At 70.3% G+C, this 24,621-nt stretch carries 23 protein-coding genes and 1 tRNA gene; 2 read left to right on the plus strand and 22 right to left on the minus strand.

All coding sequences use genetic code 11. The features are described from left to right. Window positions 1–12: 12 nt before the first annotated feature. The 17 genes from ACI2L1_RS15975 to ACI2L1_RS16055 form a co-directional block, all read right to left on the minus strand. The gene (locus ACI2L1_RS15975; protein ID WP_404739917.1) at window positions 13–1,299 is read right to left on the minus strand and encodes an MFS transporter; all 1,287 of its coding nucleotides are present in this window, start codon (window positions 1,297–1,299) and stop codon (window positions 13–15) included. Window positions 1,300–1,455: 156 nt separating this feature from the next. After that, entirely contained in the window at window positions 1,456–2,037 is a 582-nt protein-coding gene (locus tag ACI2L1_RS15980) for a carboxymuconolactone decarboxylase family protein (RefSeq protein WP_404739918.1), read from the minus strand. 224 nt (window positions 2,038–2,261) lie between these two features. Then, window positions 2,262–3,443 (minus strand): lactonase family protein, encoded by a 1,182-nt coding sequence (locus ACI2L1_RS15985; RefSeq protein ID WP_404739919.1) that lies wholly within the window; start codon window positions 3,441–3,443, stop codon window positions 2,262–2,264. Window positions 3,444–3,472: 29 nt separating this feature from the next. Beyond that, a complete protein-coding gene (locus tag ACI2L1_RS15990) occupies window positions 3,473–4,342 on the minus strand; it encodes an ABC transporter permease (RefSeq protein WP_404739920.1) in 870 nt (289 codons plus the stop codon). Between the two features lie 27 nt (window positions 4,343–4,369). Further along, window positions 4,370–5,398: an ABC transporter substrate-binding protein gene (locus ACI2L1_RS15995; RefSeq protein ID WP_404739921.1), complete on the minus strand. Its 1,029-nt coding sequence runs from the start codon at window positions 5,396–5,398 to the stop codon at window positions 4,370–4,372. Between the two features lie 14 nt (window positions 5,399–5,412). Further along, window positions 5,413–7,029: a carboxylesterase/lipase family protein gene (locus ACI2L1_RS16000; protein WP_404739922.1), complete on the minus strand. Its 1,617-nt coding sequence runs from the start codon at window positions 7,027–7,029 to the stop codon at window positions 5,413–5,415. 28 nt (window positions 7,030–7,057) lie between these two features. Further along, a complete protein-coding gene (locus ACI2L1_RS16005) occupies window positions 7,058–7,762 on the minus strand; it encodes a GntR family transcriptional regulator (protein ID WP_404739923.1) in 705 nt (234 codons plus the stop codon). A 62-nt stretch (window positions 7,763–7,824) separates the two neighbouring features. Then, a complete protein-coding gene (locus ACI2L1_RS16010; protein ID WP_404739924.1) occupies window positions 7,825–8,676 on the minus strand; it encodes an amidohydrolase family protein in 852 nt (283 codons plus the stop codon). Window positions 8,677–8,690: 14 nt separating this feature from the next. Next, window positions 8,691–9,680: a 4,5-dihydroxyphthalate decarboxylase gene (locus ACI2L1_RS16015; protein WP_404739925.1), complete on the minus strand. Its 990-nt coding sequence runs from the start codon at window positions 9,678–9,680 to the stop codon at window positions 8,691–8,693. 43 nt (window positions 9,681–9,723) lie between these two features. Continuing rightward, window positions 9,724–10,584 (minus strand): hypothetical protein, encoded by an 861-nt coding sequence (locus ACI2L1_RS16020; protein WP_404739926.1) that lies wholly within the window; start codon window positions 10,582–10,584, stop codon window positions 9,724–9,726. Continuing rightward, on the minus strand, window positions 10,581–11,732 hold the full coding sequence (locus ACI2L1_RS16025) for a DUF3500 domain-containing protein (protein ID WP_404739927.1): 1,152 nt from the start codon (window positions 11,730–11,732) through the stop codon (window positions 10,581–10,583). The genes ACI2L1_RS16020 and ACI2L1_RS16025 overlap by 4 nt, the downstream gene beginning before the upstream one ends. A gap of 28 nt (window positions 11,733–11,760) precedes the next feature. Further along, complete coding sequence (locus ACI2L1_RS16030; protein WP_404739928.1) at window positions 11,761–12,654, minus strand: hypothetical protein; 894 nt, start codon at window positions 12,652–12,654, stop codon at window positions 11,761–11,763. 13 nt (window positions 12,655–12,667) lie between these two features. Then, window positions 12,668–14,329, minus strand: coding sequence for a thiamine pyrophosphate-binding protein (locus tag ACI2L1_RS16035; protein ID WP_404739929.1), 1,662 nt, complete (start codon window positions 14,327–14,329; stop codon window positions 12,668–12,670). After that, window positions 14,326–15,366 (minus strand): amidohydrolase family protein, encoded by a 1,041-nt coding sequence (locus ACI2L1_RS16040; protein WP_404739930.1) that lies wholly within the window; start codon window positions 15,364–15,366, stop codon window positions 14,326–14,328. Before ACI2L1_RS16040 ends, ACI2L1_RS16035 begins: the two co-directional genes overlap by 4 nt. Before the next feature lie 29 nt (window positions 15,367–15,395). Then, the gene (locus ACI2L1_RS16045; protein WP_404739931.1) at window positions 15,396–16,256 is read right to left on the minus strand and encodes an HpcH/HpaI aldolase/citrate lyase family protein; all 861 of its coding nucleotides are present in this window, start codon (window positions 16,254–16,256) and stop codon (window positions 15,396–15,398) included. Next, a complete protein-coding gene (locus tag ACI2L1_RS16050) occupies window positions 16,234–16,941 on the minus strand; it encodes an SRPBCC family protein (protein WP_404739932.1) in 708 nt (235 codons plus the stop codon). The genes ACI2L1_RS16045 and ACI2L1_RS16050 overlap by 23 nt, the downstream gene beginning before the upstream one ends. Beyond that, window positions 16,931–17,740 carry an ABC transporter ATP-binding protein gene (locus tag ACI2L1_RS16055; RefSeq protein WP_404739933.1) on the minus strand — a complete coding sequence of 270 codons (810 nt, stop codon included), beginning with the start codon at window positions 17,738–17,740 and terminating at the stop codon, window positions 16,931–16,933. The genes ACI2L1_RS16050 and ACI2L1_RS16055 overlap by 11 nt, the downstream gene beginning before the upstream one ends. Window positions 17,741–18,420: 680 nt before the next feature. Between ACI2L1_RS16055 and ACI2L1_RS16060 the strand changes: the two genes are divergently transcribed. Further along, window positions 18,421–19,785: an alpha/beta hydrolase-fold protein gene (locus ACI2L1_RS16060; protein ID WP_404739934.1), complete on the plus strand. Its 1,365-nt coding sequence runs from the start codon at window positions 18,421–18,423 to the stop codon at window positions 19,783–19,785. 66 nt (window positions 19,786–19,851) lie between these two features. Beyond that, complete coding sequence (locus ACI2L1_RS16065; RefSeq protein WP_404739935.1) at window positions 19,852–21,594, plus strand: carboxylesterase/lipase family protein; 1,743 nt, start codon at window positions 19,852–19,854, stop codon at window positions 21,592–21,594. 63 nt (window positions 21,595–21,657) lie between these two features. Here ACI2L1_RS16065 and ACI2L1_RS16070 read toward each other — a convergent pair. From ACI2L1_RS16070 to ACI2L1_RS16090, 5 genes are all read right to left on the minus strand, one after another. Next, window positions 21,658–21,731: transfer RNA gene (locus tag ACI2L1_RS16070), tRNA-Pro, on the minus strand. A gap of 387 nt (window positions 21,732–22,118) precedes the next feature. Next, the gene (locus ACI2L1_RS16075; RefSeq protein WP_404739936.1) at window positions 22,119–22,487 is read right to left on the minus strand and encodes an MmcQ/YjbR family DNA-binding protein; all 369 of its coding nucleotides are present in this window, start codon (window positions 22,485–22,487) and stop codon (window positions 22,119–22,121) included. Between the two features lie 30 nt (window positions 22,488–22,517). Continuing rightward, complete coding sequence (locus ACI2L1_RS16080; RefSeq protein ID WP_404739937.1) at window positions 22,518–23,057, minus strand: GNAT family N-acetyltransferase; 540 nt, start codon at window positions 23,055–23,057, stop codon at window positions 22,518–22,520. Beyond that, a complete protein-coding gene (locus tag ACI2L1_RS16085; protein WP_404739938.1) occupies window positions 23,054–23,632 on the minus strand; it encodes a helix-turn-helix domain-containing protein in 579 nt (192 codons plus the stop codon). Before ACI2L1_RS16085 ends, ACI2L1_RS16080 begins: the two co-directional genes overlap by 4 nt. Window positions 23,633–23,697: 65 nt before the next feature. Continuing rightward, complete coding sequence (locus ACI2L1_RS16090) at window positions 23,698–24,600, minus strand: LysR substrate-binding domain-containing protein (protein ID WP_404739939.1); 903 nt, start codon at window positions 24,598–24,600, stop codon at window positions 23,698–23,700. Window positions 24,601–24,621 lie beyond the last annotated feature (21 nt).

Consider the following 24,621-nt stretch of genomic DNA (forward strand, 5'->3'; position numbering starts at 1 on the left):
GCCCGTCCCGGTTCAGGAAGTGGAGGTGTCCTCGGTCGCCTTGTGCGTCCGTACCGAGTCGACCGGCTCGTGCGCGTTCGCGTCGACGAGACCGTGCTGGGGCAGCCGGGGCAGCCAGAGCAGGCCGATGAGCGTGGCGACGGCTCCCAGAGCGATGAGGATGCCCATGAACAGGGTCGGGGTCCGTTGCACCAGCGTCGGGGTGAACAGGCCGAAGGCGGCCATCACGTAGCGTGCCGCACCGAAGGTGATTCCCTGGGCGGTGCTGCGGATCTCGGTGGGGAAGACCTCCTGGCTCCACACCTTGTACAGGCCCTCGCCCGCCCAGGTTCCCGCGATGGTGTTCATGGCGAACAGAACCACCAGGGACGCGACCGAGTAGCCGCCGACGATCGCGGCCAGCGGCCCCAGCGCCAGAGAGGCCAGGCCGATCATGAGCAGTACGCGGCGGAGCGGGGAGTCCGCCAGACGCTGGAACAGCAGGGCTATCGCGATGCCGACGACCATGGTGCCCCAGCCGATCAGGCTGAAGACCCGGACGGTGGAGTGGCCCAGGTTCACCACGAGGTAGGCGCCGAACTGGCCGACGGTGTTCGGCATGATGCCGCTGATCACGAAGTACAGACCGGTGCCGAGCAACGCCATCCCGTACGGCCTGCGGAAGACGGCCCGCAGGTCTCGGCGCGGGGCGGACGCCGACGCGGTCCGGGACCGCTGCCAGGCGGCGGACTCCCTCACCCCGCGCCGCATGAACCACACGGCGAGTGACACGAGCAGCAGGTGTCCGAAGAGGATCTGCGTGGCCACGGGCCCCCAGCCCCCGACGAAGAACCCGAGGATCTGGACGACGGACACACCGGCGAGCCACAGCGTCTGCGAGTAGGCCACGGTGCTGCTCTGGCGTCCCTCCGCGGCCTCCTCGGCCATCAGCGCCAGCGAGGTGGGCACGTCGGCACCCATGGCGAGGCCGGTGACGACGACACCGGCGAACAGGACGGTCGGGTTGGGGGCGAGGATGACGGTGAGGACGCCGACCGCGTAGATCACGAGGTCGACCGAGTACACGGCTCGGCGGCCGAGGAGGTCGCCGAGCCTGCCGCCGACGACGGCACCGGTGGCGAACATCAGCATGAGGACGGAGTTGAGCGCACCCACCGCCCAGGCGCTCAGCCCGAACTGCTCCTGAAGGACGACGGATGACATCCCGACGGTGACGATGGTCGCGCCGTCGAGATAGGAGGCCATGCCGCCGAGGGTGGCGGTGGTCCAGGGGCGGGGACGTTTGGTGGTGGCGGACACGTGCGATCGCCTCACTTCGCTGTGGGTGCACGGGAGTTGAGCGGGCGGCCTCGACGCACTCGTGTGGAGGGGGCATATGAGTGGTCGGCGGGCCGCGCGGGAGCGGTCTGGGGAGAGCGGGACCGCGTGGGAGCGCGCGGGATCGGCTCCGGGCAGTCAGGAGGGGCTGTGCTCGGCGCGGACGCGCCGGAAGCCGCGCACGTCCGGGAAGGGAGGTTCGCTGTCGGGCCGCAGGTCCACCTGGAAGGTGTTGAGGATCAGGGCCAGCGTGGCGAAGTTCCCGAGCGCGATCACCAGGTCGACGAGAGCGGCCTCGCCGAACTCCTGGAGCGCGGCGGTGTAGGTGTCGTCGTCGACGAAGTGCTCCACCAGTGCCTGGGTCGCGAACCGGTGGAGCAGTTCCTCGTCGGCAGCCGTGTACCGCGGTTCCTCACCGCGGGCCAGCCGTCTCAGCGCAGCACCCTCGACGCCCGCCGCCTCCGCCTTGCCGACGTGGGCGTTCCACGAGTGCTGGGCATCGAAGTGGCGTGCGGTGACGAGCAGGGCGAGTTCACGCAGCCGTTCCGGCAGCGCGGACTCCTGTGTGCAGTACGTACTCAGCGCCTCGACGAGTGCACCTGGGCGAGGGCTGCGCAGCAACGCGTCGAACGGGCCGTGGACTCCACCGCGGCGTCGCGTGATCCGGTCACGGAGTTCGGCCTGCTCGGCGTTCGCTTCATGGAGGGGTGTCAGACGCACGAGATCCTCCTGCTGGTGATGACGGGGGCCGTGAGCGGCCCCTGAAAAACATGGCCGCAACCCGGCACGCGTGTCTATGAAGTGAACGCAACCCAGCAGGAATGCATACCTTGCACGGTAGGCAACGCAGTCTGATACGTGATGTTGAACGCTCCGCCTCCCAAGATCCGTCTGTGCGTTTGCTTTGTGAAGTCATCCTGGAGTCGCAGACCGCCTTGTGAACGTCAGTGGTAGCGGAAGGTGAAGCTGTCCGGATTGGGCACCGGCACCGAGGTTCCGGTGTCCGTCAGGGCGCCGGATCGCGGGTCGACGCCGAACAGATTCACCGTGCTGCTCACCTCGTTCGCGACGAACAGCCACCGTCCGCCGCGGTGCAGCGAGAAGCTCCATGGCGTTTGTCCCGCACAGGGAATGCGCTGGATCTCCGTGAGCGTGCCGGTCCTCCGGTCCGTCGAGTAGGCGACCAGGGTGTTCTCCCCGCGGTTGGAGGTGTAGACGTGGCGGCCGTCGCCGCTGATGGCCAGTTCGGCCGCGCTGGTGGTCCCGGTGTGGCCGGGCGCGTTGGTGGACAGGCTCTGGCGGAGTGTCAGCAGGCCGTGCGTGGCGTTCCAGTCCAGGGTCTGGATGTCCGCGGTCAGTTCGTTCAGGAGGTAGACGGTTCGGCCACCGGGGTGGAAGGCCAGGCGGCGCGGTCCCGATCCGGGCGCCGTCGCGTACGCGCGCGGGGTGCCGTCCGGCGTACCGGCGGACAGCGTGCGGGTGGCACGGTCGTAGGCATACACGAAGACGCGGTCGGCGCCGAAGTCCGCGACCAGTGCGTACCGTTCGCCCGGGTCGACGACCACATGGTGGGGGTGGGGTCCCAGCTGCCGTGGGTTGGGGCCGGAGCCGGTGTCCTGCACCTGCGAGGCCACGGCGCCGAGCCGACCGTCCCTGCCGATGGACACGGCCGACGCGCTGCCCGCCGCGAAGTCCGCGACGAGCAGGGTGTCGGAGCGGTCGTCCACGCCGATGTACGACAGTCCGCCGCTGCCGGTCGGTACGGGCTCCGTCTGGATCTCGCCGAGTTGCCGGAGGCCTCCGGTGGTGTCGTCGATGTGGAAGTACCGGATGATCCCGCCCTGTTCGCGGCCGGCGACGTACAGGACCGGGCGGGTCGGATGCGCGGCCACCCAGTTCGAGCTGACCGGCGCCACGGGCCCGAGCGGCGTCATGGTCCCGCGGACGGGGTCGAACCGGAGCGCGTACACCTGGCCCACGCCCCAGGTGCCGATGTAGAGCAGGTCCTCCTCGCGGTGCGACGTCGCCGCGCTCGCGGGGGTGGCGGCGAGGAGCGGGACCGCCGCCACGGCTGCCGCGCCCAGCACGGCTCTGCGGGAGGGCTGGGCTTGGTTGGAATCACTCATCGGGAAACTTCCCTTTCACTTCCGTGAGTTCAGGACTGGCGTGGTGCCCGGCGTCGGGTCGCGAGGCCCAGGCGCTTGAGGGCATAGGTGTCGAGGGCCGTGAGGGCACCGTTCAGGATGAGCGTCATGGCCACGAGAATGATCAGGCCGGCGAACTCGCTCGCCGCGTCGAGGTTCTGGGCGGCGGTGAACAGTTGGTGGCCCACCCCCTCGGAGGAGGCGATGAACTCACCGCCGATGACTCCGAGGATGGCCAGCGGCCCGCCCGTCTTGAGCGCGGCGAAGAACGGTGCGGCGAGCGTCGGGATGGTCACATAGCCGAGCACGTGGTGCCTGCGCCCGCCCATCACCTGGACGACCTCGACGAGTTCACGTTCTCGCAGCCGCAGGCCGAGGTAGACGTTGTAGAAGACGACGAAGGCCACGCCGGTCATGGCGATGGTGATCTTCGACCACTGTCCGATGCCGAAGAACAGCAGGAACAGCGGCGCGAGCGCGATCTTCGGGATGCCGTTGAGCGCCGCGACCAGCGGTTCGAGGACCCGGCCCGCGAGCGGGAAGGAGCCGAGGACCAGGCCCATCACCGTTCCGGCGGCCACGCCCAGGCCGAAGCCGGCCAGCACCTCGATGGCCGTCACCTTGATGTCGGTCCAGCCGGAGGCCGAGCCGAGGATCGTGCTCAGCGCGTGTGCCACGTCGGTGGGCTTGCTCACCGCGTATTCCGGGACGACGGGGCCGCTCATCACCTGCCACAGGACGAGGGCGATCGCCATCACCGCGATACGCAGAGCCACCACGGTGGCCGTGCCCCGCCACCGCTCGTTGTTCCGCCGGGCCGGTGTTCCGGCCGCGGTGTCGGGTTCGGATGTGGTCACGGCGTTGTCCGTAGCGGTCGCCATGTCTGCTCCTTACGGTCTGCGGCCGGGTCACGGCAGGTACTTGTTGGTCCAGTCGTCCGAGGAGACCTTCGCGTCCGGGACCGCTCCGATGCTCTTGACGAACGCCACGGTCTTCTTCCAGCCGGCGTCGGTCAGATCGTCGGTCTTCGGCCACTCGACCTGCTGGATGCTGCTCTTGAGTACGTCGTCGGACGCGCCCGTCATCGTCTTGCGGGCCACGCTCAGCACCGTCTCGTCGTCCGGGTGCGCGGCGATGTAGGCCGTGGCCTGCTGGACGGCCGTGGCGAAGCCCTTCACAGTGGCGGCGTTCGAGTTCGCGTAGCTCTTCTTCACGGCGACGACCTGGCCGTACCCGGCGTCCTCGTACGCCCACTGCGGCACCTTCAGCGGGTCGGCCACGACCACCCCGTCGCCGTCGTGCTGGACCTGCAGCGGGATCGGCTCGGAGGTGACGAACCAGTCGATCTCGCCCTTGGTGAGGGAGGCCTTGTCGGCGGCCGGGCTGGGCAGGGACACCCACTTCAGCTTGGTCGGGTCGACGCCGTGGGCCTTGAGGAAGAGCCCCGCCTCGGCCTTGGTGTTGGCGGAGCTGGCGCCGGCCGTCGAGTCGGCGAGGGCCTTGGCCACCTGTGCCGCCGGGGTGTCCGCGGTCAGGTCGTGCTTCTTGGCGAAGTCGTCGCTGACGACCAGGCCGAGCGGGTTGCCGCCGCCGTTCCAGCCGACCGCGAGTTCGGGCAGGCCCTTGGAGAGCGCGGTGAGGAAATTGGTCGGGCTGTCGTTGAGGAACTGCACCGAGCCCGACTCCAGGGCCGAGGTGCCGGTCGAGGCCGTCAGGGTCACGTACTTGACCTTGATGCCCTGCTTGTCGAAGTAGCCGTTCTCCTCCGCCACCCGGAGGGACAGGTCGAAGATGTTGCCGCTGATGCCCACCGAGACGGTGGTCTTCCCGTCGGCGCCGACCGAGGAGGAGTCGTCGCCGCAGGCGGTGAGCAGCGCGGCGCCGAGCGCCGCGGCGGACGTCAGCGCGAGGATCCGCACGCCGGTGTGGTTTCTCATGGGGACTCCTTTGTTCACCAAGCCTGTTGGGTGCCGAAGAAACGGATCCAGAAGTCGCTCCGGATCGGGTCCGCCACCGGGATCGGTCCGAAGTGGCCGCCGATTTCCATGACGGTTGCCTCGTCCGGGGCGTAGGCGGGCCAGTGGGGCAGGCCCGGGCCATTGGGGTCGCCGGTGGCGGCGAAGTTGGTCCAGTACGAGGAGACGGTCGCCGCGATCTCGTGGTCCTCGTCGGTCCATGGCGCGGTGCCGGGTGCGGGGTTGCCGAAGATGTAGTCGATCTCGGAGCCGTGTGAGGCGCGGCGCGGGCCGGGCCCCTCGGTCGGGGCGCGGTGGGTCCAGAAGTAGGTGCGGACCGGGCGAGTGGTGTGGCGGACCCAGTCCGTGCCCCAGAGGTGGGTGGAGACACGGGAGTTGTCGCGCACAGCGGCGCTGCTGGCCCGGGCCGCCCCGTCGTCCGTGGCGGACGGGTACAGGCGTAGGAACTCGTCCGTCATCGGGCCGAACTTCCGCTGGGCCGCGGCGAGATGGGAGTCGAGTGTGACGTGGACGGGCGGGGCGCCCGGGCGGGTCCTGCCGCGAGCGGCGCGCAGCGCGGCGAAGGCTGTCTCGGGTACGGCGCCGCTCTCGTCGAGGTTGTTGCCGGCGAGGTAGTCGACGTCGTTCTGCAGGCCCTTGGTGTACGTCTCGTCGTATCCGGCGGGGATCACCCAGCCGTCCACGACCGGGCGGAACAGCGGCGGTCTGGCGGTGGAGCCGGTCTCCACGGTGTCGTCGACCGGATGGTGGCCGTCGACCAGTTTCCGCCAGGGCAGGGACCGCAGTTCCTCGGGGGTGCGGGCGCCGTGTTCTCGCGCGTACTGGTCGCCGGCGGCCTCGGCGTCGGCCGGGAGCCGGTAGGAGGTGGCGAGGTAGCGGAGTTCGGGGTCGCGCGAGTAGCGGGCGTGGCTCTGTGCGACGGCGCGGTGGAAGAGGCCTCTGGCGAGCGGGGACATGGCGAGGAAGTTGACGGTGCCCGCGCCGGCGGACTGGCCGGCGATGGTGACCCGGCCGGGGTCGCCGCCGAAGTGCGCGATGTTGTCGCGCACCCAGCGCAGGGCGGCGATGCAGTCGAGCAGTCCGTAGTTGCCGGAGGCCGCGCTCGCATCGGTTCCGGACTCGTGGCTGAGGGCGGGGGTGGCGAGGAAACCGAAGGCGCCCAGGCGGTAGTTGAAGGTGACCACGACGACGCCCTTGCGGGCCAGGTTCTCGCCGTCGTAACGAGGGTGCGCGCCGGTGCCCTCGCGGAAGCCGCCGCCGTAGATCCAGACGAGGACCGGGCGGCGCTCGTCGGGTGCGGTCGCGCCCGTCCAGATGTTGAGGTTGAGGCAGTCCTCGCTCATGGGGACGTCGACTCCGGTCGCGGCCGCGTCCCTGGGTGCCTGCGGGCACATCGGGCCGAAGCTGCCGGCCTGCCGCACCCCTTCCCAGCGCAGCGGCGGGCGGGGTGGGCGCCAGCGCAGTTCGCCGACGGGCGGGGCGGCGTAGGGGATCCCGCGGAAGACGGTCAGCGAGCGGTCCCGGCCCGGCAGTCCCTCGACCGGGCCCGCTTCGGTGTGCACGGCGCGACGCAGGGGTGCCTCGGGGTTCATGGGGTCCTTCCCGCCCCATGCGAAACCGTCAAGTAGCCGACGGCCCAGGGGACTTGTCCGGTTGGTCCAGCAGCAGCGCACGGCGGGCGGAACCGACGTGGTGGCGCATGGCGGCGACGGCCGCCTCCGGGTTGCGGGTGAGGACGGCCAGGAAGATGGCCTGGTGCTCCTCCAGGGAGCCGGATCTCGGATGCGGCACCGCGAGATTGCGGTACTGCCGCATCACCAGCGGGTAGAGCAGCGTGTCGTAGGCATGGGCCAGGGTCTTCTGGTGGGAGGCCTCTTTGATCTGCTGGTGGAAACGCCGGTTGCCCCGCGAGTAGGCGTCCTGGTCGCCGCGGGACTGCGCCTCCTCCATCTCCGCGAGGGTCTGCCGCAGGGCGGCGATCTCCTCGTCGGTCGCCCGCTCCGCCGCCTTCCCCGCGAGGGCGGACTCCAGGGTCTCTCGGGCCTCCAGGATGTCCGCCGCCTCCTCCACGGAGAAGCTCCTGGTCCGCACCCCGCGATTGACCTCGCTGGTGATGTAGCCCTCCTGGGCCAGGCGCACCAGGACGGAGCGCATGGTGCTCCGCGACACGTTGAACATCCTGGTCAGGTCCGCTTCGGTCAGCCGTGTGCCGGGGGCGATGCTGCCCGACAGCAGCAGCGAGCGAAGCCCTTCGTACGCCTGGCTGTAGCGGGTGGCCGACGCCTTCGCCGTACCCGCGGGCTCGTTGCCGTCGCCGTGGTCCAATGTGACCGCCTCTGTGTGCCTTGGAGATGAGATCCGCGGCCGGAACCCTAGCCCACCGCACGTCAGGCCCTCGACGAGTCGAGCGCCGGATACAGGCGCCGGGCCGTTCCCGCGAAGATCGCCTCCCGCGCCGTGGTGGGCAGTGGTGCGAGGACGCTCCGGGCGAGGTCGAGGAGTTCCGTCAACGACTGTTCGGCGGCCGGGCAGTTCGAGCCCCAGGCGATGCGGTGGGCGCCGAACGCCTCGACGACGGGCGTGAGGAACTCGACGGCCTCCTCTCCCGCGGCGTGCAGCGGTTCGAGGTTGCGGTGGGTGAGCTTGAGGTGCAGGCCCGGGTGCGGAGCCAGTTCGGCGACCTCCTTGGCGGCCCGCCCCGGCGAGGAGGCGATGTCGGGGTAGCCGATGTGGTCGAGGAGCACCCGCACGGAGGGGAACCGCTCCAGTACGTCCACGAGCTGCCGGGTCGCCGGACCGAGCCGCATCTGGAGGCAGACGGTGACGCCCAGCTCACCCGCGACCTGCCAGAAGTCGTACGTCTCGGGCGCGGCGAACCACTCGCCCTGGACGGCCACGGTGCTGCCGCTGGTGAACAGCCGTACCCCGGCCAGGCCTTGGTTCGCGACGGCGGAGGTCAGCCGTGCGCCGGCGTCCGGGGCGAGAGGATCGAAGGTGCCGACGGCGATGAAGCGGTCGCGGCGGCTGTCGAGGACGTAGGAGTTGTCGTAGCCGTAGGCGGTGGTGGCCTGCACGAGGACGGCCTGGGCGATGCCCGCCTCGTCCATGCGGGCGGCCATGTCCTCGGCGGTCACCGGGCGGCTCTCGGCCCAGGCGGACGCCTTGCCGCCGATCGGCGACCAGGGGTACCGGTCGCGGTCCTCGGAGATGATGTGGCAGTGCGTGTCGACGATGTCCATGGCGACGGCTCCTCTCAGGCGTCCGGGTAGTCGCCCGCGGCGAACAAGGCTTGCGACTCGCCCGGGAAGCCCGTGTCGAGCAGCCCTTGGTCGCGGGAGTTGCGGACGAGGGCGGCGAGGCTCGGCTCGTTGGCGGTGAGGCCGTAGGGGACGGGGTCGCCGGCGATCTGCTCGGCCTGCCGGGCGAACCGCGGCAACGCCGTCCACTCCGGGTCGGCCGCCAGCTGCCGCCGCTTGGCCTCGGCGAACGCCGAGTACAGGGCGGTCGGCAGGCCGGGTTCGCGCTCGACCAGCTCCGTGCGGAGGGCGATGACGGAGTGCAGCGGGTAGACGCCCGTGCGCAGATACCAGTCGGAGGCGATCACGTCGGCCTGCGGGAACAGCGGGTACGGGGTGTCTCCCTCGGCCGCCTCGGGGTCGGCCGTCGCCGTCGCCGTCCAGCCGGCGCGGGGCGCACCCGCACGGCCGGTGCCGGCGTTGCCGGTGAACGCGGCGTCGATCTCCCCGGCGCGCAGCAGCTCGCTCAGGGAGCGCCCGTCGGTGACGCGCTCGACGTTCGGCGGGACGCGGCCCTCGACGTGGTCGTCGTCGTCCACGACCCACGTGATCTTGTCGAGCTCGACGCCGTACTCGTCGGCCAGGACGCCGCGCACCCACACACCGGTGCTCACCGAGTACGCCCGCACGCCCACCCGGCGGCCTTCGAGATCACCCGGGACGCGGATACCGGAAGCGGCGCCGCACTGGATGTCGCCGTGGTGGAAGCGGCGGTTGAGGAAGACGGGTATCGCGGTGAGGGGAACGCCTGCCTGGCGGGCCATCAGATACGACACGGGGGCCAGCTCGCACACGTCGAACTCCAGGTCTCGGATCATCCGCCGGTAGGCGCCGATGACCGGCCTGACCTCGACCTCCTCGACGAGGTGGCCGTCCACGGCGACCGTGCCGTCGAGCAGCGCCCGCGCGTGGGGGTAGTCACCGAGGACCATCGAGAGCTTGTCCATCTCCTGCCTTTCGCTCGGTTTCGGGTACGTCCGCCACGGCCGCTCAGCCGCCGAGACGGGACGGGGGGACGCCCAGGGCCGCGCAGGTCCGCTCGACCAGCTCGTCGAAGTCGACGGGGCGGGGCAGTACCTCCTGGTCCAGCGCGTAGGCGGCGGCCTGGGCGACCGGGCCGCGCAGCGCGGTGAAGCCCACGGGGTCGAGGTCGGCGGGCCCTGCGGCGGCGCGCATCGCGTCGTATGCGGCGAGGATCGCGGCGGAGTGCTCGCGGGCGGCCGCTTCGGTGACACCGACGACGTGGTTGACGGGGGTGAAGCCCCTTCGGGCGGACCACTCGCCGGCCGCCTCACGGGCGTTGGCGATGGCGGTGCGGATACGGTCGTCGTCCGGCAGTTCGTTGCCCATGATCCCGAAGTCGACGCGGCCGTCGAGGAAGTCGGCCGGGAGCCGCGAGCCTTCGGGAGCGCGGTTCACCCAGGTCGGGTCCCGGTACCCGTCGACGTGCGCGTCCTCGTACGTCCACCATTCGACCTTGGCCAGGTCGACGCCGTAGTCCTCGGCGAGGAATCCGCGCACCCAGACTCCGGTGGTCTGGCTCCAGGAGCGGACGCCGACGCTGCGGCCCTCGACGTCGCCCACAGTCAACTCGCCCAGGGTGACGAGGGTTTGGTGCTGCGGGCGGCCGAGTGTGGTGACGGGGAGCAGCAGTAAGGGCTTCTCGGCGGCGATCGCCTGGAGCAGGGTGACGATGGCCAGTTCGCACAGGTCGACGGCCGCGTCGTTGACGAAGCCGCGTGATGCCTTGTGCACCGGCCGCACATCGAGCCGTTCGAACGGCGTCCCGGTCTGGCGTACGGCGGTTTCGGCCGCGGCCGCGAGGTCGTCGCGGCCCAGGACCACCTTCATGTCTCAGTCCTCCTGGAGTGGTGGCGCTCATGGTGCTGGCGCAGCAGGTCGGCGCCGTAGTCGTTGCCGTTGGGGGTGCGGACCACGGTGTGGATGTGGCGCCGCGTCGGTATGTCGTTGTCGAACATCACGCCGGCCTGGTGCTCGAACTCGATGAGCAGGACGGGGCTGTGGATGCGGTAGTAGAAGACGCCTTCGGGGTCGCCGATCCAGGCGAAGTGGGTGTCGGGTTCATGGGCGAGGACCTCGTCCAGGTGGACGCGCGCGTGGTACGGGTTCGCACGACTGGTGTAGCGAGAGATCAACTCCCTTGCCGCCGCGCGCTGTTCGATGGTCATCGCGGCGAACGGCAGGCCCTCATAGTTGAGTTCGTAGTTGTCGCGGAAGGCTCCGACAAAGAGGTCGGGGGGCAACTCATCAGCGATCACGGCTCGTTCGCGCTGGCCTGCGGCCAGTCCGGCGAACAGCTCCTGCCCCAGGGCCTCTTCCCGGCGGAAGACGGTCGTCCCGGCGTACTTCCCGGACTCGGCGGTGACGGGTTCGGCGCCGAGGAAACTCGGGGTGAGGACCATGTGGTCGCCGACGAGCACGCAGTTGACGTTCACGTGGTGACCGTCGAGCTGCCAGCCGAAGGGGCGGCCCTTCTCGGGGTCTCCGTAGACGCTGAACCAGTACAGCCACTCGTTGAGCAGGTCGGTCTCGCCGCGCAGTTCACCGATGGTCAGGTTGAGGTGCATCAGGTCGACGACCTGCGCATATCCGGCTGCGCTCAGGCTCTCGCGGACGAGGTCGAGGGCGAGGTGGCGTCGGGTGTCGTCGAGGTCCTCCAGGCACAAGCCGTGGCGCAGGAAGTAGCGGGCCCCGTTGGCCCAGTGGCGCCACGAGACGTCGTCGATCGGGAAGCGGCCCTCGCTGAGTTCCTTCGGCGAGAGCGCGGCGAGGTAGTTCTCGGCCGCCCGGCGGATGCCAGTGGTGTCGGCGCCGGTGCCGGTCAACGGGAAGAGCCCGGGTCGTGGGCCGCTCGGCGTGGCCACCCCGCGGAACGGTTCGTCGGCCGCCTTGCGTCGCCACTCGACCTTGGCGAGCAACTCCGGTGTCCACTCGGCCGGTTGGCGCGTGGGTGCCGCCCCGCGTTGACGTAGGCCCATGTCTGCCTCCTTTCGCTGACTCACTGGCTCACTGACTCAGGAACGACGTGTCCTTCTCGATGCGGGCGAGGTCGACGGGCGTACGGACGACCTGCTGTTCGAGGGCGTAACGGGCGGCGGTCTCCAGGCAGTTGGCGAGGGCATCGCTCCAGCCGGCGGCGACCGCGCGGCCCGCCGGGGTGTCGTCCCGCTCCCCCGCCGTCTGAGTGATGGCTCGCGCGAGGGCGTCATACAGCGCGATCATCGCGTCCGGCGCGGACTTCAGGACGTCGTCGCGCACCACGAGGAGGTGGTTCGCGGGGACGGTGCCATGCCGTTCGGTCCAGGCGCGGCCCGCGGCCTCGGCGTCCTCGATGACGGGGACCAGCGGTGTGCCCTGGACACCGATCGCGCGGGGGCCGAGCACGGCCGCCGTCACATCGCCGCCGCGCAGCAGCTGAGCGACGCTGCCCGCCCTCGTCGAGCGTTCGACGTACGGTGGCTCCCGGTACTGCGCCACGTGCGGTTCCTCGGTGGTGACCCAGGTGATGTCCGAGGCGTCGACGCCGTAGTCCTCGCGCAGGATGCCACGCACCCACAGACCCGTGGTCTGGCTGTAGGAGCGCACACCGATCCGCTGTCCGGCCAGCCGTCGCGGGTCGAGGGCGGGGCCGTCCGGCAGGCGGGTGAGCGAGCGGTGGTGGGTGGAGCCGATCATGACGACCGGGAGGAGCGTCACGGGTACGCCGGCTTCGCGCGCCTGGAGGTAGGTGGCGAGGGCCATCTCGCAGACGTCGTAGTCCAGTTGGCGGACCATCCGGGCGAAGGCCGAGTACAGCGGGGTGACCGACTCGAAGCGGCAGTCGACCCCCTCGACCGGGATGGTGCCGTCCTTGAGCGGGCGGGTGTGCGGGTAGTCCCCGAGCAGCACCGACAGTGTCATATCGGTTCCCTCCTCACACGTCCTCGCCGAACCAGAGGCGGCGGTAGGGGACGCTGAGCACACTGCGGGTGATGCGGACGTCGACGACGGTGGGGCGGGGGTCGCGCACATACTCGGCGAGGGCGGCACGCAGTTCGCCGGTGGTGCGGACCGTGGCTCCGGCGCCGCCGAGGGTGACGGCGACCGGCCCCAGCTCGGGTGTCGGGATCACGGCAAGCTGCGGATCAAGTCCCTTGGCGGCCGACTTGTGGTACTCGGCTCCGAGGCCCTCGTCGTTCATGACGACGACGAGCACCGGGATGCCGTAGCGGCAGGCCGTCTCGAACTCGGGCAGATGCATCAGGAAGCTGGCATCGCCCTCGACGACGAACGAGGGCCGCCCGCCGTCCGCGACGATCTTCCCGATGGTGAGCAGCGGGGCCTGGCCGATGGCGCCGAACATGCCGTAGTTGGAGACGACCTCGCGGGACCGCTGGAAGAGCATGGTGCCGAAATCGGTCTGGTGGCCGCTGCCGAGGACGAGGCCGATCTCGCCGGGGAGTTCGGCGTCGATGACGCGGATCGCCTCGCGCGGGTCGATGCGGTCCGGCTCGTTCACATAGCCGTCGGGCTCCTCCGGCGGAACGGCCAGACGGCGGCGTACCTCGTCGGTGTGGAAGCCTTCGGTCCTGACGGAACGCCGGGCGAGCTCTCGTTCCAGCTCGGTGAGCGCGGTGACCGCGTCCGCGCGGAGGTAGCAGTCGGCGGTGACGCCGTTGCCCATGACCAGGTGTTCGGCGGTGTCGATCTGCACGTACCGGGCCTCGGGGAAGAGGTAGCCGTGTTCGGTGGTGTAGTGGTTGAGGCTGGCTCCGACGGCGATCACGCAGTCGGCCTCCTGGAGGAGGTCCATCGCGGTCCGGTTGCCGTACAGGCCGGAGATGCCGACGTGGTGCTCGGTGCGGTCGTACAGCCAGTTCTTCGCCTGGAGGGTGGTGGCGAGGAGGGCTCCGGTGCGCTCCTGGAGGCGCAGGATGTGCTCCCCGGCATCCGCCTGCCGTGCGCCGCGTCCCACGATGATCACGACACGCTTGCTCGTCTGCACGATGTCGGCGGCGCGGGCGATGCGGGCCGGGTCCGGCAACGGCCGCTGCTGGTCGATGAGTTCGGTGGACGACGTGTAGGGGATGGCGTCCACGCCGTCGCCGTACTCGTGCTGCTGGAGATCGATGGGCGCGCTGAGCATCACCGGGCGGGACTCGGTGCGGGCGAGGTAGAAGGCCTTCTGGACGGCCTCCTCCGCCTGGTCCGCTCGCGAGAGGTGGACGAACCCGCACTCGATCGCGGCGGCGAAGCGGCCCTGGTCCAGGTACTGGGCGGCGGCCCGGTCGCCCCAGGCGGTCTCACCGCAGAAGGCGACCAGCGGGGTACCTGCGCGGGCGGCGACGATCATCGAGGTGGCGAGCTGGGAGACGCCGGGACCGCTGGTGGTGGTGAGGACACCGGGGCGTCCCGCGGCCCGCGCCCAGCCGTCGGCCATGCCGAGCCCGGAGCCCTCGTGGCGCACCTCGTACAGCCGCACTCCGCGCTGGGCCAGCGCGTTCATCCAGTGCATGTTGGCGTCGCCCATCATGCCGAAGACATCGCTGGTGCCTTCCTGGACGAACGCCTCGGCGAGCGCTTCGTAGACCTTCAACTCCGGCTCCCTTCCAGGGTGTTCTTCAGTCGGGGGTAGACCCGCAGCGCGTTGCCGCCCTCGATGAGCCTGCGGTCCTCGTCGGTGAGGGTGTCGACGGAGTCGAGCAGGTGCTTGGTGTCGTCGAAGCGGTGGCCGGTCTCCGGGTCGATGCCGCGGACGGCGCCGATCATCTCGGAGGCGAAGAGGACGTTGCGGGCCGGGATGACGTCCACCAGCAGTTCCATGCCGCGCTTGTGGTACACGCAGGTGTCGAAGAAGACGTTGTTCAGGACGAGTTCGTCGAGCGGCGGGCGGCCCTGGTCCTGCATCACGCCCCGGTAGCGGCCCCAGTGGTAGGGGACGGCGCCGCCGCCGTGCGGGATGATGAACTTCAGCGTCGGGAAGTCGGTGAACAGGTCCGACTGGCACAGCTGCATGAACACCGCGGTGTCGCCGGCCAGATAGTGGGCGCAGGTGCCCTGGAGGGCGGGGTTCCGTGACATCGCCACGTGGAGCATCGCGGGGACGTCGAGCTCGGCCATCTTCTCGTAGAGCGGGTAGTAGACCTTGTCGGTGAGGGGCGGGGACTGCCAGTAGCCGTCGGACGGGTCGGGGTTGAGCAGGCAGCCCACAAAGCCCAACTCGCTGACACAGCGCTCCAGTTCGGCGACGCTGTTGCGCACGGAGGACGCGAGCGCGTCGCCGGGCGACTGGGGCAGCTGGCAGACGCCGACGAAGCGGCCGGGAAAGAGGCCGCAGACACGGGCGATCAGGTCGTTGCTGACCTGGGACCAGGCCAGACTGGTCTGCTCGTCGCCGTGGTGGTGGGCCATCTTCCCGGCGCCCGGGGAGAACAGCGCCACGTCGACACCGCGTTCGTTCTGGAGCTTCAGCTGGCCCTGTGTGATGGCGGCCCTGATCTCGTCGTCCTCGATGTGCAGTTCGTCGGGCGAGACGCGTGCACCGGATTCCTCGAACGCCTTGATCTGCCGTTCTCGCCATCTGCCGAGCGCGGCAGGGGCCGTGGTGAAGTGGCCGTGGCAGTCGATGAGCATGGGTGTCCTTAGGAAAGGGGGTTGGGCGATCAGGAGCGGCCGGTCAGCGTGCGGCCCAGGTCGAGGCCCGGGTAGCTGCGCACGGGGGCCGACATCAGGAAGCGGTAGCCGTCGTCGAGCACTTGCTTGACGTTGTCGGCGGTGACGTGGGGGTGGCCCACGGCGACGCCTCGCGCCTGGCAGGTGTCCAGGACGCGGCGCTTGCTCTCGACCATGAGGGGGTGGTCGTACTGGCGGGGAATGCCGAGCTCCTGGCTCATGTCGCCCTCGCCGACGATGACGAGGCCGATGCCCGGCACCTCGTCGAGGATGCGCGGCAGGTTCGCGACACCGAGCTGGTCCTCGATCATGAGGGCGACGAGGATCTCGCCGTCGGGGTCGAGCGGCCACACATCGCTCTTGGCGTAGTACTGCTGGTTGGTCAGGCCCCAGTAGCGTGCCGCGGCGGCAGGGCTGTCGCCGCGCAGACCGGGCGGGTCGTGGCGGGGTTCGCCGGGCAGTGAGGGGTAGCGGCACGCGGCTACGGCGTTGCGCGCCTCCTCCACTGTGGAGATGTGCGGCCAGACGACGCCGTACGCGCCGAGGTCGAGGACCTGCTTGGCGTGCCACTGGGCCTTCTCGGCGCCGTTGGCGGGGATGCGGACCAGCGGGGTGAGAGCCGGGGCCAGGCCGTCGCCCTCGGCGATCTGACGGCGGTTCAGCAGGTACTGCAGGCTGTCGCGGAGGGCGACGACGTCCCAGGGTTTGTGCTCCATCTCGATGACCAGGGCGTCGTAGCGGGTGGTGGAGAACTCGATCGCGGCGGCGGGTTCGGCCGGGGCGAAGGACGCGAAGACGTGCTGCCCGGCCGCCAGACCGGCGATGACGTTATTGAGCCGTTGTGCTGTCATGGGCGGCCTCCTCACTCGGTGCGTGGGACGGGGCGGACTGGGCGCGTTGAACGTGCTGGGCCGGTCGCGGGTCGGCCGGCTGCGGAGCGGTGCTCCGTCGGTGCAGCAGCCGGGACAACCACGCCTTGAGACGGCGCAGCAGGCCGGGGGGTGCTGGCGGAGCGTCGGTCTGCTGATGTTCGGAGCGTGCTGCCGTGGGCTCGGCGCAGCGCTGGACCAGTTCGGCCGCGAAGTCCTTCGCCATCCGCGCGACCACGGCCCCGGCGCCCGACTCGATGAGCGGGGCGAGCTTGCCGGAGAGGGTCACCTCGCCCCGCAACGTCACCCGCGAACCGCCCGTCGCCGGCTCGTCGATGACCTGGAAGTCGGCGGTGCTGGCAAAGCGGGTGGCGCCCTGTCCGTCCCGGCCGCGGGCCATGAGGCGGCCCGAGCGCTCGGACTCGTCCAGCTCCAGGGTGACCCGGGCGGCAAACCTGACCCGGATCCCGCCGAACCGGACGACCAGGGACCCGTCGAAGGAGCCATCGTCGTGTGCCTGGCCGACTTCGGCGCCGCGTATGCAGGACACCACGTCGGAGGGGTCGGAGACGACTTGCCAGACCCGTTCCGACGGGCTGGGCACACTGATCTCTTCCGCGATTGATATCAAGGGTTGGACCTCGCTTCGCACACTGCTAGGCGGCATCCGACGATCGAAGGTCGGACTTGAACAGGCCCCAGAGGTCGTTGTAGATCTCGGAGAACTCACGCGACTCGATGAGGGAGCCGATGGTGCGGGGGCGTTCGAAGGGGACGGAGAGGACGCGCCGGATGGTTCCGGGGCCGTCGGACATCACGATGACCTCGTCGGCCAGGTAGATGGCCTCGTTGAGATCGTGGGTGACGAAGACGAGCGTGCCGTGCTGCTCCTCCCACAGGTTGAGCAGTTCCTGTTGGAGCTTGAGCCGGGTGATGGCGTCCAGCGGCCCGAACGGCTCGTCCATCAGCACGATGGAGGGGTCGTAGATCAGGGCCCGGGCGATCGCGCAACGCTTGCGCATACCGCCGGAGAGCTCCCGGGGGAAGTGGTCCTCGAACCCGTTGAGGCCGACGAGCCCGACCCAGTGGGCGATGCGTTCCTCGCGCTCCTGCTTCGGCACCTTCCGAAACTTCAGCGCCAGGCCGATGTTGGCCTTCACGCTCAGCCACGGAAGCAGGTTGGCCTGCTGAGTCACGTACGCCGCTTCGGAGTTGACGGCGGTGATCGGTTCACCGCCGAAGAACACCCGTCCCTCGGACGGGGTGAGCAGGCCGGCGGCCAGGTTGAGCAGGGTGCTCTTTCCGCAGCCACTGGGCCCGATGACGGCGACGAACTTTCCGCGGTCGATCTGGAACGACACGTCCTCGATCGCCGGTCGGTGACTGCCCGGGAACTCCAGCGTGACGTTTTCGAAGCGTAGGGCTTCTGGCTGAGGGGTCTGGGGGACGCGCTGCTTGGTCGACATCATTGTCTCCTTGACCGCTCCGCCGGCGGGCAGCACGGTCCTGCGCTCGTGTCTGTACAGCTGTTGTCTGTACAGCGGTCGAATGCGCCGTACAGGTAGTCCGTTTGGTCCGCGCGAAGGCCGCGCGATGTGGCGTACGCATCCGGTGAGGCGGACGGGATGGCCCGCTGGAAAGGCCGGCACACAAGGCCGGCACCTGGATTGTCCGACAAGAACTGCAGGGAACGTAACGCTGCCGACGCACGCCTGCAAGATGCGCGCAGGAAGTAGATGGGAATCTCAGAGAGTTGAAGGCCAGGGCAGCGCAACATTGTTGGACAATGCTCGACAGCTCATGAGGTGAAGCCGACGGCACGATCGACCGGGCAAGTCGGCGTGACCACTGGGACGACCAGGCACGTTGGCGCATGCGGCGGTCCGACGTTCATCCTCGACGCCTGAAGGCTGGGGGTCCGCTGAGCCGCGACCCTCTTCAGAGGTTGTAGGAAATCCTGTCACGCATATTGCTCACAATATTGCTGGGCACTACGTTTTCGTACCGCCGGTGCTCGGCCGCGGCGTCGGCACGATCTCCCCCGAGGTCGCCCTCCCCACGACCCAGCGCACTTCTCCTCGGCCGGCGTCTCCTCCCCAACTCCCCTCCACGCTCCGGGAGTCAACCCGCCATGTCCTCCTTCGCCATGCCCTCATCCATCAGACGTAGAGCAACGGCGGCGCTGCGCGGCCTCGCGGCCCTGGCCGCCGCGCTCGTCCTCACGGCAGGCGCCGGCGCGACGCACGCCGACGGGAGAACCGGCGGCGCCGCCCGCCTCGCCCCGCAGGTCGTCCACACCGGCACCGGTCCCACCGGCTACCGCGTCACCTTCCGCTACCGAGCCCCGGGCGCCGCCCGCGTCCAGATCAAGGGCGAGTGGTACTTCGCCAACCCCTACGAACTGTCCGCACTCACCACCGACGACGGCACCGCCCTCGAAACCCCCGGAACACCGCCCGCCCGATGGCGGCCCGGCGACATCCCGATCGCCTATCCCAACTCGCCCGCCGCCAACTGGCCCGTCGTCGACATGAAGAAGGGCCCCGACGGCGTGTGGACGTACACCACCCCACTGCCGTCCGGGACGTTCACCTACTCCTTCTACGCCGACTGCGCCGACGACACCCAGGCCACCTGCACCGCCGTCTCCGACCCGGCGAACCCGCCGTGGAACGAGCACGGCGGCAAGGTCTCCGGGACCATCGAGCGCACCAGCCAGGTGTACGTTCCCTCCGACCCTGAGTTCGGCACCGTCGACTACGCATGGCAGGGCCCCAGTTCCCCGGGGGCACGCGGCAGGCTCGCCCACGTCACCTATCCGGCTCCGACTTCCGTCACCCCGTCCGGCGAGAACTACCTCGCCGTCTACACCCCGCCGGGCTACGACGCCCGCCGCGCGAAGGCGTACCCCACCCTGTACCTCTTCAGCGGCGACGCCACCGAGATGGACTGGAGCACCCAGGGCGACGCGGTGAACATCCTCGACAACCTCATCGCCACCGGACGGATCGCCCCGATGGTCGTCGTCATGCCCAACACGGCCGGCTTCCCCGACTCCACCGGCTACGCGTCCTTCGACCGGAACCTCACCGACACGCTCATCCCGTACGTGGAGTCCCACTACCACGTCTCCACCGCGGCCACCGGGCGCGCCGCCGCGGGCCTCGGCTACGGGGCGTCCCTCACCAACTCCCTGCTGTTCGGGCACACCGCCGAGTTCGGCTCGTACGGGGTCTTCAGCCCCGGCAGGCGCGGCAACTACACGCTGCCCGAGGCCTCGTCGCTCTCCGACACCCAGGTCGCCGCGCTCCGGCAGGCCCGGACCTATGTCGGCGGCGGGTGGCAGGACCCGAGTCACAACTACCACGCGGGCGAGGTCGCCCTGCTGACCGGCCTGCGCGTCCCAGTCACACCGGGCTTCGTCAACGGCGGCCACAGCTGGTTCGCGTGGCGCCTCAACCTCGAAGAGTTCCTCACCCGCACCGCCTTCTTCCCCTCCGTGGCGGGTTGAACAGGCCTGTCCGCTTCGTACGACCGCCCCGCGCACCACTCATCCCTCAGTGACCGGGAGATCCGCATGACCGTGCCCGACAGCCACCACCCCACTCCGCCCGTCCCGGGGTTGCCCCGACGGGACTTCCTCGGCCGCACCGCGGGCATCACCGCCGGCCTCGCCGCGGGCGGTGCAGTAGTCGACGCCCTCGGCGCGCAGCCCGCCTCGGCGGCCCCGTCACCGGCCGCCCGGCCACTCGGAGGCAGGCCGGTGCGGACCGAGTCCGGCATGGTCTCCGGGGTGCCCACCGCGACGCCGGGTGTGACCGTCTTCAAGGGGATTCCCTACGCCGCGTCCACCGCCGGCGAGAACCGGTGGCGGCCCCCGCAGCCCGCGCGGTCCTGGAAGGGGGTCCGCGAGGCCGGCACGTTCGGCGACGCTCCCCCGCAGGCGTCGACCACCCTCACGATGAGCGAGGACTGCCTCAACCTCAACATCTGGACGGGCGCGACGAGTTCGAAGGACCGCCGCCCGGTATATGTGTGGATCTACGGCGGCGGCTTCTCCGCCGGCACCGGCTCGGACCCCGGCTTCGACGGATCGGTCCTCGCGAGCAAGGGCATCGTCGTGGTGACCTTCAACTACCGCCTCGGCGCTCTGGGTTTCCTGGCCACACCCGAGCTGAGCGCGGAGGACATCCACGGCGTCTCGGGCAACTACGGCCTGCTCGACCAGCTCGCTGCCCTGAAGTGGGTACGGCACAACATCGCCGCGTTCGGCGGTGATCCGCGCCAGGTCACCGTAGGCGGCCAGTCCGCGGGAGCGGGTTCCACGGACATGCTCTCGATGTCCCCGCTCGCCACCGGGCTCTTCCAGCGCTCCCTCGCCGAGAGTCAGGTCCGCCACCCGCGCGACCCCGAACTGCGCTATCTGGGCGTGTCACTGCGGCACATGGACACTGCCCTCCAGCAGGGCGTCGCCTACGGTACGGGGAAGGGCGCGACCACCCTGGCGGAACTGCGCGCGCTGCCCTGGCAGGACTTGACGGACGGCGCCTCACTCAAGGACGAGACGATCGACACCAAGTCCGTCGCGAAGCCGCCGCTGTTCCGGCCGGTCGTCGACGGCTGGGTGCTGCCGGACGGATACCTGGCGACCTACCAGGCCCACGCCCAGAACGACGTCTGGTACATGGCCGGCAACAATCTCGACGAGAGCGGAGCCGTGCCCGAGACCGCCTTCGCGTACTGGCGCGAAGCGGGCTACCCGGACCGCCCCGGCGCCCCGCCCGTCCACGTCACCCTGGACGGCTACCGGAGCGCGGCACAGCAGAAGTTCGGCACGATGGCCGACGAGTTCCTCGCGCTCTACCCTGCCGGCACGGACGACGAGGCGGCCCTCGCAAGCAACGACGCGATCCGCGACAACTCCCGGGTCTCCACCTACCTGTGGGGCATCGAGTGGGCCCAGGGCGCCGACCGGCCGATGTACACCTACTTCTGGACACACCGCCCGCCGGGCCCCGACCACGACATCCGGGGCGCGTACCACGGCTCCGAGATCGTCTACTTCTTCGGCAACCTCTACCCGGCCACCCAGGGATGGACCGACCAGGACCGTGAGATCGCCGACACGATGTCCTCCTACCTGGCGAACTACGTCACCAAGGGCGACCCGAACGGTCACGGCCTGCCCCGCTGGCCCGCCCACCGCCCGGACTCCCCCACGGTGATGGAGGTCGGTGAGCACTACGGCCCCATGCGCGTGGCGTCCGCCGAAAAGGTCGACTTCTGGAAGCGGTACTTCGCGACCCAGGACGCCTGGTGACACCGGCGCCCCCACACAAGAAGGGCCCTCACAGGCTGTCGCCCGCGAAGACCCTTCGCACCGTCGGGACGACAGGATTTGAACCTGCGACCCCTTGACCCCCAGTCAAGTGCGCTACCAAGCTGCGCCACGTCCCGGTGCCCATCTGACCTGGGGTTTCCCCTGGCCGAACGTGCAGGGAAACCATACCGCACTCGGGTCGGTGGTCGCGCACTCCTTTCCGGGCCGGACCTCAGGTTTGGTCGAGGCAACTCGATCCTCCGCATGATCTACGACCTCGCGTCCGGGCCGGTCGCATGTGGTCGCGGCCCGGGTCCAACCGAAGTCCGCCCCGGCACTGACCGGACTGCGGCCCGTCCTGCGCACCCCTGGCGAGCGCGGCCGCGTCCTTCGACTGGCCGACCGGCGGGTACCCGCACCTGGCCCCCGGTGACGTGGGGGCACGCGCTCGCTACGAGAGCGGTCTGCGCGGCTTCCTCGGCCGCCAGGAGTCGCGCGACGAGCGGGAGCGCGACGAACAGAGCCTAGGAACCCCCGTCCGCGCCCGGCAGCCCCAGCCCGGGATACGCGTCGAGCAGCCGGGGCGGTGCCGCCTGCCGCCAGGAGTCGGCGAGGATGTCCCGCAGTTCATCTTCGTCCTCGATCGAGGCCAGGCGAGCGCGCACCCATGCGAACTGCGCCTCGTGGTCGGCGATCCAGAACTTCCCCGGCTCGGCCAGCACCAGTTCGTCGCGCTCCTCCTTGGGGCAGCGCACGGCGATGGAGGTCTCGTCCTCGGGCAGCGTGGCGAACATCTTCCCCGCGACCCGGAACGTGGGCATGCTCCAGGCGATCTTCTCCGTCGTGTCCGGCAGGGACAGGGCGATACGGCGTACGTCTTCGGCGTCCGGCATGACAGGCACCGTAGCCGTCCGCACTGACAATCACCTGGTGGGAGCGGCCACACCGAGCTGCTTGTAGTACAGCGTGGTCGGCCGCAGCACCCCGGCGGGGTCCGCCGCGTAGTCGGGGATGACGCCGGCTCGGGTCCAGCGGGCGGAGACGTAGAGGCGTTCGGCGGGGCTGCCGGTCTCGGTGTCGAGGTGGAGGAGGGTGATACCTGCACCGGCGGCGGCCTCCTCCGCGAGTTGGAGGAGTCGGCGCCCGAGTCCTTGGCCACGGGCCTCCCGGTGCACCATCAGCTTGACGAGTTCGGCGCGATGACGGCTGTTGGGTTTGTCGGGGAACGGGAAGACCAGGCTGACGGTCCCGACGAGCCGGCGTCCGTCATGCGCGGCCCACACCGCCCACCGCCCGGCGGCGACGGCGCCCGCCCGCTCCTTCCACCAGGCGACGGCCGCCGCGCGGTCCATGGACGCGAGGAATCCGATGGAGGCCCCACCGTCCACGGTGTCGACCAACAGCTCCGCCAACTCATCAATACGGTCCATGAGTTGGGCCTCGTCCAAGCGGGTGACGATCACGGCAGCACCACCGCCAGCACGTACCGCGCCTCGTCGGAACCGGCACATCGGAACCGCGTCGGCCCCCACACCCGCAGCCGCAGACAGTCCCCGATGCCGAGACGGTGCTCGACGTCCTGGGCGGTGACGTCGAGCGCACCCTCCAGCACCCAGATGTGCTGCTCCAGACCGGGCACGGGCGGCCGGTCGTAGGCGATGTCGGCACCGACAGCGAGCCGTCCCTCGACCAGTTCACCGCGCAGCCCGGGGTGCGGGGGCGACACGGACCGCCGTACGAACCCGGAGGCCGGGTCCTCCCACACCACCTGCTCGGCATCCCGCACCAGCGGCGCGGGCTCGGCCTCGACCTCGCTGAGCAGCTGGGACATGGTCCGCCCGTACACCCCGCACAGCCGGTTCAGCAGCGAGGCGGTGGGGCTGATCTCGGCCCGCTCGGCCCGGGAAAGGGTGGACTTGCTGACGCCGCTGCGCTCGGCGAGCTCCCCCAGGGACCACCCGCGGTCGGCCCGCAGCTCGGCGAGCCGGGCACCGAGCCGGGTGTCGACTGGGTCCGGTCCGACCTCAGCTTGTTTCACATCCGGGATTCTATCCCGGATATGAAACACGCCTGACCGCCACCCGCGTATGCGTGGCCGCTCCCCTACTCCTGGGCGACGGCTTCCAGCGCGTCGAGGACGGGACGGATCAGGGGGTGCTCCTCGGCTCCCCGCCGTACCGCCGCGAAGACCCGGCGGGTCGGAGCGGTCCCGTCCACGGGCCGTACGACCACCCCGGCGAGGTCCATCCCGATCAGCGCCGACCGCGGCACCAACGCCACGCCCGCACCCGCCGACGCCAGTGCCACCACCGCGCGGAAGTCGTCCGAGGAGTGCTCCAGGCGTGGCTGGAAACCGGCGTTCTCGCAGGCGAGGACCACCACGTCGTGGCAGGGGTTGCCGGGGTAGGGGCCGATCCACGGGTCCTTGGCGAGCTCGGCCAGCGGCACCTCGCCCGCGTCGGCCAGTCGGTGGCTCACCGGTACGACCGCGTCGAAGGGCTCGGCGTACAGCGGCACGTGCGCGAGGCGGGGGTCGTCGGCCGGCGGGGCCCCGCGGTACTCCACCGCGACCGCCACGTCGACCTGCCGGTCGAGCACCATCGGCACGCTGGCGTCACCCTCGGCGTCCTGGACGCGGAGGTGGATGCCGGGCGCCGTCGCGGCGAGCCGGACCACCGCGGGCGCCACGACGAGGGCGATACCGGTCGCGAAGGAGGCGACGGTGACCGTCCCGGCCTCCCCCGATCCGTACGCCGCAAGCTCGGCCTCCGCCCGCTCCAGCTGGGCGAGGACCGCGTTGGTGTGACTGAGCAGGATCTCGCCGGCCGGAGTCAGCCGTACGCCCTTGGCGCCACGCTCGACGAGCCGGTGGCCGGTCTCCTGCTCCAAGGCCGCGAGCTGCTGGGAGACCGCCGAGGGGGTGAGATACAGCGCGGCGGCAGCCGCCGTCACCGTGCCGTGGTCGGCCACCGCACGAAGGATGTGGAGCCGCCGAGCTTCGATCATGGGATCGATTATCGCAATACG

Origin of the sequence: Streptomyces sp. NPDC019531, from assembly GCF_044903305.1 — a bacterium.
Taxonomy (GTDB): domain Bacteria; phylum Actinomycetota; class Actinomycetes; order Streptomycetales; family Streptomycetaceae; genus Streptomyces.